This is a genomic window from Bauldia sp. (assembly GCF_020442045.1).
Lineage (GTDB): Bacteria > Pseudomonadota > Alphaproteobacteria > Rhizobiales > Kaistiaceae > Bauldia.
Genome location: NZ_JAGRLA010000010.1, coordinates 1 through 10,134, shown reverse-complemented (window position 1 = coordinate 10,134; position 10,134 = coordinate 1). Strand labels below are relative to the sequence as shown.

Sequence of the window (10,134 nt, the reverse complement as noted above, 5' to 3'; positions counted from 1 at the left end):
CATCAGGCGGTCGCGGGTGACCTTGGCGACGATCGACGCCGCTGCGATCGAGACCGATAGCCCGTCTCCACCAATCACCGCCTCGGCCGGGCAAGGGAGGCCGGGCGGCAGCATGTTGCCGTCGACCAGAACATAGTCCGGCGACCGGGGCAGGCCGAGCACCGCCCGCGTCATCCCCCACAGCGAGGCGCGCAGGATGTTCATCCGGTCGATCCGCGCGCGACTGGCGGTGACCACGGAAACCGCCGCGCGCTCCAGGATGATGGGATAGAGGCGCTCGCGGTCGGCGGCGGTGAGCCGCTTGGAATCGTCGAGCCCTTTCGGCGCCCGCCCGTCGAAGATCACCGCGGCGACGACGACGGGACCAGCGAGCGGCCCGCGACCGGCCTCGTCAACGCCGGCTATCAGCTTCGCTCCACGCCGCCTTGCCCGCTTCTCGATACGGTCGGACGGCGGTGACGGAAGGTCGATCAGCGGTGGCGATTCGGCGGGGCTTGGCATGCCCCATCGTGACCCTCCCGCCGCGCCCGATCAACGGCGAAACGGCCGCGGTGACGTTGCACCCCGGCCGTCGGATTCAACGCCCGCCGGCTCAGGCGTCCGCCGGGGCGAGACCGGCCGACCGGGCACGGGCGATGAAGAACGCGGTGCCGCCGACGAGGACCGCGGCGAGGGCGGCGAGTATGCCGACGTCGTCGATGGCCGGCTTGAGGACCATCACCGCCACGACCAGGAACAGGATGACCGCCTCGATCCGCCCGATCGTCGCCAACTGGCGCCCCTTGGCGACAGCCTCCGTGGTGACCCCGCCATCCCGCTGGATCATGGCGCCGATCGCCTCGCCGCGCGGCTTGAGGATGAACATGCCGATGCAGAAGGTCGCTGCGTAGCCGGCAAGGCCGAGGATGATCCACAGGTCGGAGAAGGACCAGGGGCCGTCGATGACCATCAGCAGGCCGAAGACGAGTGCGACCAGCGAGGCCGGAACGAACAGCACGTTGCCGAGTGCGCCCATGTCGCGGAGCACGCGCATCTGGCCCGCCGCGTCGTTGGCGCGTTCGGCCCGGAAGGCGAGTATGTGAAGCAGGAAGCCCGAGCCGACCCAGATGATGGCCGCGGCGATATGGACGTAGAGATACAGGTCGTAGGGGACCATTTTCGTTCACCAAATCAATGAGTTGAGGGGGCGGGGCCGCAAAATGCCCGGCCCCGAGGCCGCGGAACTTATTCTTTTTCCAAACCCTGTCTGTGAGGTCGGTCACAGCCTCCTGCGGATGCTCTCAGGCGGCTGCGCGCTCCGCGAAAAGGTCGAGCTGGGTTCCCTCGGGAGCGGGTGGCCGGAAGAGATCCGTCCGAAGCCGCCGGCGTTCGCGATTGAGGCCGAGGCGCCTCGCCGCGATCTCGAAGCGCCGTCCGATCTGCCAGGCATGAGGGCCGTCGCCGCGCATCCGCATGCCCCAGGTCGAGTCGTAATCCTTGCCGCCCCGCATCGACCGGATGACGGAAATCACATGCTTCGCCCGATCCGGGTATTCGCGCTCGAGAAAATCCACGAAGACGTCGCGGACCTCGAGCGGCAGGCGGAGCAGCACATAGCCGGCCTCCCGCGCGCCGGCCGCCGCGGCGGCGTCGAGGATGCGCTCGATCTCGGATTCGTTCAGCGCCGGGATGATCGGTGCGACCATCACGGTGGTCGGAATGCCCGTCTCGGAGAGCAGGCGGAGTGCGCCGAGGCGGCGCTCAGGCGTCGCCGCCCGCGGTTCCATCGCCCGCGCCAGCCGACGGTCGAGAGTCGTCACCGAAAGCGCCACCTTGCAGAGATTGCGCTTCGCCATCCGGGCAAGGATATCGATGTCGCGCAGCACCAGCGCCGATTTGGTGACGATGCCGACGGGATGGCCGGCCGCCTCCAGAACCTCTAGGATCTCCCGCATGATCCGGTACCGCCTCTCGATCGGCTGGTAGGGGTCGGTATTCGTGCCGATCGCAATCGTCTTCGGCTGGTAACCGGGGCGCGCCAGCTCGCGCTCCAGCAATGCCGCCGCATTCGGCTTGGCGAATAGCCGCGTCTCGAAATCGACACCCGGCGAAAGGCCCATATAGGCATGCGTCGGGCGCGCGAAGCAGTAGGCGCAGCCATGCTCGCAACCGCGATAGGGATTGATCGACCGGTCGAAGGAGATGTCAGGCGACTTGTTGGTGGTGATGATCCTGCGCGGCTTCTCCTCCTGCACCTCGGTGCGCAGCGGAGGAAGATCGTCGGCCGAACCCCACCCGTCGTCGAAACGCAGCCGTCTTTCCGCCTCGTAGCGACCGGAGGGATTGACGCCGGCGCCACGACCCCGTCGCCGCTCGGGGTCGATCTGGACGCCGACAAGGTCCTCGACCGTCTGCGCGGGGGCAATGCGACTGGCGGCGAATCGGTGGCGTGGCGAGGACATGAATAGATTCCTACCAAATGACGCGAACAAATCAAGAACAAAGATTGGCCCAAGGGATTGCGACAAATCGCGAGGCTCGAAAACCGGGAAATCCCCGGCTAAGAGAGGGAATGATCACAGCGATCTTTGCCACCCGTAACGACGAGGTCGACCTCGCCCTTGCGCTGTCACCGCTGGTCCCGGCGGCGGTGGAAGGCGTCGTCAAGGAGGTGATCGTCGTCGATTTCGGTTCCCGCGACGGCACCCTGACGGTCGCCGAGACCGCCGGCTGCGACATCCTCGAAGCCTCCGGCAATGAGGGACTGGCACGCGCCGCCCGCGGCGCAAAATCCGACTGGCTGCTCTTCCTGTCGCCGGGCGCGGTGCTTGATCCGAACTGGCAAAACGAGGCGCTGGCCTTCATCGACCAGGCAATGCTCTCCGGCGCGGCCGCTTCGGCCGCCGCCACCTTTCGTCATGCAAGGCCGGACCGGGGCTTCAGGGCACGTTTCGCCGAATGGTGCGCGGTCATGCGGTCGGGTGGATTCGCTGCGCCCTATGACGAGCAGGGCCTGCTGATCTCCGCCGCGCTTTATCGCTCGGTCGGAGGGCATCGGGCCATGCCGGCGATGGCGGATGTCGACCTTGCCCGCCGGATCGGCCGCCGGCGGCTGACCCTGTTGCGGACTCGTGCCGTCGTGCGGCATCCGAAGCGCGGCGGGGAAGGTTTCATGAGGGGCGCGCGGAACGCCGCCTGCCTGGCGATGTTCGTCCTGCGGCTGCCACCTAGCCTGATCGCCCGGCTCGCCGCATAGGCGGAACCGGTCAGGCTTCGCTCTGGCGGAGCTTGGCCCGTTTCAGGTGCTCGTCGAGGCGCGGCATGATCTCGACGAAGTTGCAGGGCGGGTGGCGGAAATCGAACTGCTGGGCGAGGATTCCGTCCCAGGCGTCACGGCACGCGCCCGGCGATCCGGGAAGGCAGAAAACGTAGGTCTCGCTGAGGATGCCGGCCGTCGCCCGCGACTGGATGGTCGAGGTTCCGATCGTCCCGTAGCTGATGATGTGGAAGACGGTCGAGAAACCGTCCATCCGCTTGTCGAGGAGTGGCTCGACCGCCTCGATCGTCACGTCGCGGCCGGTCAGCCCGGTGCCGCCGGTGGTGATGATCGCGTCGATGGCGGGGTCCTCCGCCCAGGCTTCGACGACCGCCCGGATGGAGGCGATCTCGTCGCGGACGATGTCCCGCGACGTGAGTATGTGGCCGGCCTTGCCGATCCGCTCCGCAAGCGTCTGGCCCGAGCGGTCCTCATCCAGCGAGCGGGTGTCGGAGACGGTCAGCACGGCGAAGCGGACCGGTATGAATTCGGCGGTAGCTGTCATTGCTGCATCTCCGGTTCCTGCCAGGCCCGGCGTTACGATCCCGCTGTCCGGGTGACCACGACCCACCAGTCGGGCTGGGCCTTTCGAATCCTCGCCGCGGCGCGCTCGGCCGCGTCCATCGACATGAAGATGCCGAAGACCGTCGCGCCGGAACCCGACATCCGGGCCAAGGCGCAATCCGGGTCGGCGGCCAGCGCCCGCGCGGCAGTCTTCACCGGAGGCGCTTCCGCCATCGCCGGCTCGAACAGGTCATTCCGCGTGCGTCTCAGCCAGAAGACGAATTCCATCAAGCCATGGCCGGGTTCGGGCAGGGGAGGCAGTCCCGGTCTTTCGCTGGCGTCGAGCCTGCGAAACACGTTCCCCGTCGCTACGGTCACGCCGGGGTTGACCAGAACCATCGGCATCGGCGGGATTCCCGACACGGCATCGAGCTCCTCGCCGATGCCGCGCATGCGTGACGGCCGCGATGCCAGGCAGACCGGCACATCGGCCCCGAGGGAAAGCCCGATCCCGGCGAGCACGTCCGCCGACAGCTCAAGGTGCCAGAGCCGGTCGAGGAGGCGGAGCGCCGCGGCCGCGTCGGCCGAACCTCCGCCCAGGCCGGAGGCGACCGGCAATCGCTTCTCGAGATGCAGCATGACACCGGAGGTTCGCGGTGCCGGGAAGGCTTCGCGCAAGCCGTTGGCGACCGCGAGGATGAGGTTGCCCCCGGCCGCCGTCGCGGATTCGAGGTCGCGACCAAACCGCCCCTCGACGATCAGGCCGGTGCCGCCCTCTTCGTTCGGCAGGGCGGTCAGGGTGTCGCCGATCTCGGCGAAGACCACGAGACTGTCGAGCAAATGATATCCGTCGGCCCGGCGGCCGGGGACGTGGAGCGCTAGGTTGACCTTGGCCTTGGCGAATTCGGTCTGCTGGGCGGCCCTGGAGAGTGCCGGCGATGCGGCGTCAACCGTCGCTTCCTCCATCGGTGACAAGGCCCTTTTCGAGCTTCTTGACGATAACCTCGAGATCGACGGGCTCGGGATCGAGGTCGCGGGCGTGGTTCCACTGGAAGGTCGCTTCAAGCTTGCGTCCGACTTTCCAATAGGCATCGCCGAGGTGATCGTTGATGACCGGATCCTCGGGCCGCAACTCGACCGCCCGCTCGAGCTGGGCGACGGCGTCCTCGTAGCGGCCGAGCCGGTAATAGGCCCATCCGAGGCTGTCGACGATATAGCCGTCGTTGGGGCGCTGGTCGACGGCGGAGCGGATCATGTCGAGTCCCTCGTCGAGGTTGGTTCCCATGTCCACCCAGGAATAGCCGAGATAGTTGAGGACCTGCGGCTGGCCGGGATTGAGGTCGAGGGCCTCCTTGAGGTCCGCCTCGGCCTTGTCCCATTCCTTGCTGCGCTCGTAGGCGACACCCCGGAAATAGAAGATGCGCCAATCGCCCGGCCCGGGCTCGTCGATTGTCGCGATGCCCTTGGTATAGACCTCCGCGGCCTCCGCGAAGCGTTCCCGGCCGCGCAGGATGTTGCCCAGCGCCATGATCGCGTCCAGGCCCTCGGGCTTGGCGTCGATCACCTTGTTGAGAAGCGCCACCGCCTCATCGGTCCGGGCGAGGCCGTCGAGGCAGAATCCGGTCTGGATATCGGCATTGCGCCGGAGGTAGGAATCGTCCGGGATCTGCCCGTAGAACCGGATTGCGTCCTCGCAGCGCTCGGAGGCAACGAACAGGTCGGCGAGCGCCGTCAGGGCGAGGTTGAATTCCGGCTTGAGATAGAGCGCCAGGTGCAGATAGGCCGACGGCAGCTCGGTGCCCTCGTCGCTGCCGATCGCTGCGCCAAGGCCGTAAAGCACTTCGGCGGCGCCCTCGACCGTCGTTCCGACGAGAGGACCCGGGTCCCTGCCGGCTTCGAGATCGGCAAGCAGTTCCCCGATCACCGGGTTGCCCGGCTGGGTCTGCATGAACCGCGAAAGCGCCTCGATCGCCTGGTCACGCTTGCCGGCCTCGGTGAGGATCCTGCCATAGGCCTCGACCACGCGAAGCGCCGATCCGTCGGTTTCGAAGGCGTCGGTGATAGCCTGGATCGCGAGATCATGGCGGCCCGCGACATCGGCGATAAGAGCAGTGTGGTAGTTCTTGAAGATGCTGTACCAGCTCGGGCCGGTAAGGCCGTCCACGACTTCAAGCGCGCCGTCGACGTCGCCGGCTCCCTGCTTTGCCCATGCCGTCAGCAGGCCGCTCGTCAACACGGCAAGCGGCGCGCGCGCGGTTTCGGCCATTTCGGCTTCCGCGCCGGCATAGTCGCCGGACTTGATGTCGCGAACGCCGCGCAGCAGGCGGGCCAGCGGATTCCGCGGGTCGACGTCGACCAGCCGTTCCGCGTAGCCGGCGGCCGGCTCGATGTCGCCATTGGCGATCCGCAGCACCAGCACCCGCTCCATGAGGATCGGGTTTTCCGGGTCGTTTCCGAGCGCCGCGGTGAAGAAATTCGCCGCGGCCTCGATATCCCGGGCGGCATCGGCGCTGCGGGCCGCGAGATAGCTGCCGGCCAGCGTTATCGGCCCGATCGTATAGTCGGTCTCGTAGTCCGTCTCGGCCCTGGCCAGCCCGACGAAGGCCGTCAGGCTTGCGGCTGCGACCGCGATGCGAAATCCTGTCTTGACGCTCATATCGGCCCGCTGATGGTGAACTGGGAACGACAACCTTGTCGGCCGCTAAAGTGGCGGTTTTGAGCCGGCACCGCAAGCCGGCCGGATTTGGCCCTAATGGGCCCGGCTAATACAGAAATCCACCGCCTCGAGCAGCGCGGCGCGGTACTCCGAATCGGGGAAGGGGGCGAGCGCATCCCGGGCCACGGCGCCGAAATGGCGGGCGCGTTCGATCGTGTCCGCGATGGCGTTGTGCCGTCCCATCATCGCGACCGCTTCCTCGAGGTCGCCATCCTCGATCCTGCCATCGACGATGACCCGCTTCCAGAAGGCCCGATCGTCGTCGGAGCCGCGCCGATAGGCCAGCACGACCGGCAGCGTGACCTTGCCCTCGCGGAAATCGTCGCCGACCTTCTTGCCGAGCTTGGCGGCGCTGCCGCCATAGTCCAGCGCATCATCGACCAGCTGGAAGGCGAGGCCGAGATTGGTGCCATAGGAGCGGAAGGCGGCCCTTTCGCCGCGGTCGCGCTCGGCAATCACCGGGCCGACCTCGGCCGCCGCGGAAAAAAGCGCGGCCGTCTTGGCGCCGATCACCGCGAGATACTCGTCCTCGGTGGTCGCCGTGTTCTTGGCGGCAGCAAGCTGCATCACCTCGCCCTCGGCGATCACCGCCGCGGCATTGGACAGGATTTCCAGCGCACCGAGCGAACCGACCTCGACCATCATCCGGAAAGCCTGGCCGAGCAGGAAATCGCCGACCAGCACGCTTGCCTGATTGCCCCAGACGAGGCGCGCCGCGAGCTTGCCCCGGCGCATGTCGCTCTCGTCGACCACATCGTCATGGAGCAGCGTCGCGGTATGCATGAATTCGACGCTGGCCGCCAGCTTGACGTGGCCGCCGCCGGAATAGCCGCACATTCCCGCCGCCGCGAGGGTCAGCATCGGCCTCAGCCGCTTGCCGCCGGAATCGATCAGGTGGCGCGCCACTTCGGGGATCATACCGACATCCGATCCGGCCCGGTCGAGGATCAGTTCATTGACGCGGGACATGGGTTCGGCGGTGAGCCGGACCAATGGTTCGATGCTCGCCCGGGATTCTCCCTTGCCGTCGGAAAGGGGAATGATAACGCCCACTGAAGACCCTCTCTCGTCGCAGCCCGCGCGATCACACTAGGCAAAACGGGCTGATGCCTCAAATCTATTCGCCGGCCGGGCAATGCATAGTGCGACGGATTGTCGGACCATGTTCTGCCGCCTAAGCTCGAAAGACCACGGGGTCCAATCACATATAGCGGGTGTCAATGGAAGAGCTCATCAGGACCAACGACATTGTTCTCATCTCTTTTGTTGAAGCGTTGCTGCGCGACGCCGGAATCGAGACGCTGGTCCTCGACCAGAACATGAGCGTCGTCGAGGGATCCCTTGGGGTTCTGCCGAGGCGGGTGCTGGTTCCCGAGGGCAAGCTGGAGGAGGCCCGCCGCATTCTGACCGATGCCGATATCGGCAAGGAACTGGAGAATCCCGGGAAGAAGGGATGAATGGCACCGCGCCGACTGCCCCCGGGGTCACCGTTGATACATTCCTGGGCGGCCGTGTGGAGGCCCTGCAACACGCCACGGGACACCACCGGGCGGGCCTGGAAGCCGTGCTTCTCGCGGTGTCTCTCGACTCGCGCATCAGCGGCACGGTCGCCGACCTCGGCGCCGGGGTCGGGGTCGCCGGATTCTGCGCCGCCGCCCGCTGCCGCCACGCCAGGGTGGTGCTGGTCGAGCGGAACGCGGAAGCGCTCGCCTGCGCCCGCGCCGCTCTCGAGCGGCCGGCAAACGCCGCCTTCGCCGACCGGGTGCGGATAGCCGCAGCGGATATCACCGCGCCGGAAACCGAACGCGCCGCGGCCGGCATGGGGCGCGACCTCGCCGACCATGTCCTCCTCAACCCGCCCTTCCATCTCGCACAAGGCGGCACCCGCACCCCGGCCGCGGCGAGGGGCGAGGCCCATGTGCTGGAATCGGGCGGCCTCGATTCCTGGTTCCGCGCCGCCGCCTCGGTGCTGAAATTCCGCGGCGACGTGACGGTGGTCTTCCGGGCCGACGGCCTCGCCTATCTCATGGACTCGATCGGCCGCCGCTTCGGCAGCCTCGACATCCTGCCGATCCACCCGCGCGCGGCCGAACCCGCGCACAGGATCCTGGTTCGCGGCCGGAAGGGCACCGCCGGGCCGCTCCGCATCCTTCCCGGCCTGGTCCTGCACGGCGACGGCGGCAACGGCTTCACGACGAGCGTCGAGGCGATGCTGCGGGAGGGGAGGGCGCTGTCGAGCGTCGTTCGCGCTTGGCATGGCGGGCGCGGCAACCCATCTTGATCGAGGGGCGACGACGTATCGGGAGCACAAAGGGCGAGGCATGGCATTTTCGCTGAAGGGACTGATATCGCGCGGTGGACCGGTCATCCCGGTCGTCCGGCTTTCCGGGGCGATCGGCACCGGGCCGGGCCTGCGCCCGAGCCTGTCGCTCGCCAGCGTCGAGCCGCTCCTCACCAGGGCCTTCGCCTACAAGGCGGCCCCGGCGGTGGCGATCTCGGTCAACTCGCCGGGCGGCGCCGCGGTCCAGTCGCACCTCATCCACAAGCGCATCCGCGGCCTCGCGGAGGAGAAGAACAAGCACGTCATCGTCGCGGTCGAGGATGTCGCCGCCTCCGGCGGCTACATGATCGCCGCCGCCGGCGACGAGATCCTGGTCGACGCTTCTTCCATCGTCGGCTCGATCGGCGTCATCTTCGCCGGCTTCGGCCTCCAGAAGATGATCGCGAAGATCGGCGTCGAGCGGCGCATCCACACCGCCGGCCGCAACAAGTCGATCCTCGATCCCTTCGTCCCGGAGAAGGAGGAGGATATCGAGCGGCTGAAGGCGCTGCAGGAGGATGTCCACGCTGCCTTCATCGAGCTGGTGCGCGAGCGGCGGAAGGCGCTGACCGACGAGCCCGACCTCTTCACCGGCGCCTTCTGGGGCGGCCGGCGGGCGGTCGAGCTCGGCCTTGCCGACCGGGTCGCGGACCTGCCGACCGCGCTGAAGGAGCGCTACGGCGAGAAGGTGACGATGAAGCCGATCGCCCAGTCACAGGGGCTGCTCCGCCGCCGTCTCGGTCTGGCCGGCCCCTCCGGCGTGCTAGCCGCCGAGCTCGCCGGCATCGCCGGCGCGATCGAGGAGCGCCTGCTCTGGGAGCGCTACGGGCTCTGACATCACCGGCAGAGGGCGCATAGTGCGTCCGTAGAGCGAGTTGAGCAGTCACTCCGGATTATTGCGGCCCGGGCTGGACAACGCGTATCGGCTGGCCGTCGACTGCCGTTGCCGCGCCCGCTGCTCCGTCCATTGCCGCGGCTTGTGCGTCCTTGAGTTTCTTGATGTCGTCCGCGCCAAGCTGCGGGCGGTCCACCTTAAGCGTCAGCTTGTCGAGCTTGGCCGTCAGCGCGAAGGGCGGCATGTAGTCGGCATCGTTGACCCCGGTCAGCGTATCGGAGCCGATGTCGAAGCTCTCGTCCCATTGCAGGATCATCGGCATGGTGCGTTCCATCTTCTGGGTCGCCACCACCTTGCCGTCGACCGTGAGCGTGCCGGTTCCGCCCTGGCCGAGACCGCTGAAGTTGTTGTAGGCGAGCGTGCCGGTGCCGAGGCCGTCATACTTGAAGTCGAAGACCAGCGTG

Annotated in this window: 11 protein-coding genes and 1 pseudogene; 4 read left to right on the top strand and 8 right to left on the bottom strand. The window is 67.5% G+C overall.

Annotation, left to right across the window (positions count from 1 at the left end; translation table 11 throughout):
- From rnhB to KDJ86_RS01290, 3 genes are all read right to left on the bottom strand, one after another.
- Positions 1–501, bottom strand: a 501-nt coding sequence (gene rnhB, locus KDJ86_RS01300; RefSeq protein WP_291741865.1) for a ribonuclease HII, incomplete at its 3' end; no start/stop codon positions are given.
- A gap of 91 nt (positions 502–592) precedes the next feature.
- Entirely contained in the window at positions 593–1,156 is a 564-nt protein-coding gene (locus KDJ86_RS01295) for a DUF2269 family protein (RefSeq protein WP_291741862.1), read from the bottom strand.
- Positions 1,157–1,280: 124 nt separating this feature from the next.
- Positions 1,281–2,441 (bottom strand): PA0069 family radical SAM protein, encoded by a 1,161-nt coding sequence (locus tag KDJ86_RS01290; RefSeq protein ID WP_367116731.1) that lies wholly within the window; start codon positions 2,439–2,441, stop codon positions 1,281–1,283.
- A 110-nt stretch (positions 2,442–2,551) separates the two neighbouring features.
- Between KDJ86_RS01290 and KDJ86_RS01285 the strand changes: the two genes are divergently transcribed.
- Positions 2,552–3,235 carry a glycosyltransferase gene (locus KDJ86_RS01285; RefSeq protein ID WP_291741859.1) on the top strand — a complete coding sequence of 228 codons (684 nt, stop codon included), beginning with the start codon at positions 2,552–2,554 and terminating at the stop codon, positions 3,233–3,235.
- A gap of 10 nt (positions 3,236–3,245) precedes the next feature.
- Here KDJ86_RS01285 and moaB read toward each other — a convergent pair whose 3' ends face one another.
- The 4 genes from moaB to KDJ86_RS01265 all read right to left on the bottom strand — a co-directional run bounded on the left by moaB (position 3,246) and on the right by KDJ86_RS01265 (position 7,568).
- Positions 3,246–3,800, bottom strand: coding sequence for a molybdenum cofactor biosynthesis protein B (moaB, locus tag KDJ86_RS01280; protein WP_291741856.1), 555 nt, complete (start codon positions 3,798–3,800; stop codon positions 3,246–3,248).
- 32 nt (positions 3,801–3,832) lie between these two features.
- The gene (locus KDJ86_RS01275; RefSeq protein WP_291741867.1) at positions 3,833–4,765 is read right to left on the bottom strand and encodes a 4-(cytidine 5'-diphospho)-2-C-methyl-D-erythritol kinase; all 933 of its coding nucleotides are present in this window, start codon (positions 4,763–4,765) and stop codon (positions 3,833–3,835) included.
- On the bottom strand, positions 4,746–6,455 hold the full coding sequence (locus KDJ86_RS01270) for a tetratricopeptide repeat protein (RefSeq protein WP_291741853.1): 1,710 nt from the start codon (positions 6,453–6,455) through the stop codon (positions 4,746–4,748). Before KDJ86_RS01270 ends, KDJ86_RS01275 begins: the two co-directional genes overlap by 20 nt.
- A 93-nt stretch (positions 6,456–6,548) precedes the next feature.
- On the bottom strand, positions 6,549–7,568 hold the full coding sequence (locus tag KDJ86_RS01265; protein WP_291741851.1) for a polyprenyl synthetase family protein: 1,020 nt from the start codon (positions 7,566–7,568) through the stop codon (positions 6,549–6,551).
- 167 nt (positions 7,569–7,735) lie between these two features.
- Between KDJ86_RS01265 and KDJ86_RS01260 the strand changes: the two genes are divergently transcribed.
- From KDJ86_RS01260 to KDJ86_RS01250, 3 genes are read left to right on the top strand one after another with little or no spacing between them, the layout of a single operon-like run.
- Entirely contained in the window at positions 7,736–7,972 is a 237-nt protein-coding gene (locus tag KDJ86_RS01260) for a putative signal transducing protein (protein ID WP_291741847.1), read from the top strand.
- Positions 7,969–8,796, top strand: a complete 828-nt coding sequence (locus KDJ86_RS01255; protein ID WP_291741844.1) for a tRNA1(Val) (adenine(37)-N6)-methyltransferase — start codon at positions 7,969–7,971, stop codon at positions 8,794–8,796. Before KDJ86_RS01260 ends, KDJ86_RS01255 begins: the two co-directional genes overlap by 4 nt.
- Before the next feature lie 40 nt (positions 8,797–8,836).
- Positions 8,837–9,670 (top strand): S49 family peptidase, encoded by an 834-nt coding sequence (locus KDJ86_RS01250; RefSeq protein WP_291741841.1) that lies wholly within the window; start codon positions 8,837–8,839, stop codon positions 9,668–9,670.
- 58 nt (positions 9,671–9,728) lie between these two features.
- Here KDJ86_RS01250 and KDJ86_RS01245 read toward each other — a convergent pair.
- Positions 9,729–10,134 (bottom strand): annotated as a pseudogene (locus tag KDJ86_RS01245) (arylsulfatase); the annotation flags it as partial.

Excerpts from the sequence above, each read along its gene's own strand:
- KDJ86_RS01295 (WP_291741862.1), bottom strand. The coding sequence starts at position 1,156 with ATGGTCCCCTACGACCTGTATCTCTACGTCCATATCGCCGCGGCCATC.
- KDJ86_RS01250 (WP_291741841.1), top strand. The coding sequence starts at position 8,837 with ATGGCATTTTCGCTGAAGGGACTGATATCGCGCGGTGGACCGGTCATC.
- KDJ86_RS01255 (WP_291741844.1), top strand. The coding sequence starts at position 7,969 with ATGAATGGCACCGCGCCGACTGCCCCCGGGGTCACCGTTGATACATTC.
- KDJ86_RS01260 (WP_291741847.1), top strand. The coding sequence starts at position 7,736 with ATGGAAGAGCTCATCAGGACCAACGACATTGTTCTCATCTCTTTTGTT.
- KDJ86_RS01270 (WP_291741853.1), bottom strand. The coding sequence starts at position 6,455 with ATGAGCGTCAAGACAGGATTTCGCATCGCGGTCGCAGCCGCAAGCCTG.
- KDJ86_RS01275 (WP_291741867.1), bottom strand. The coding sequence starts at position 4,765 with ATGGAGGAAGCGACGGTTGACGCCGCATCGCCGGCACTCTCCAGGGCC.
- KDJ86_RS01290 (WP_367116731.1), bottom strand. The coding sequence starts at position 2,441 with ATGTCCTCGCCACGCCACCGATTCGCCGCCAGTCGCATTGCCCCCGCG.
- moaB (WP_291741856.1), bottom strand. The coding sequence starts at position 3,800 with ATGACAGCTACCGCCGAATTCATACCGGTCCGCTTCGCCGTGCTGACC.
- KDJ86_RS01285 (WP_291741859.1), top strand. The coding sequence starts at position 2,552 with ATGATCACAGCGATCTTTGCCACCCGTAACGACGAGGTCGACCTCGCC.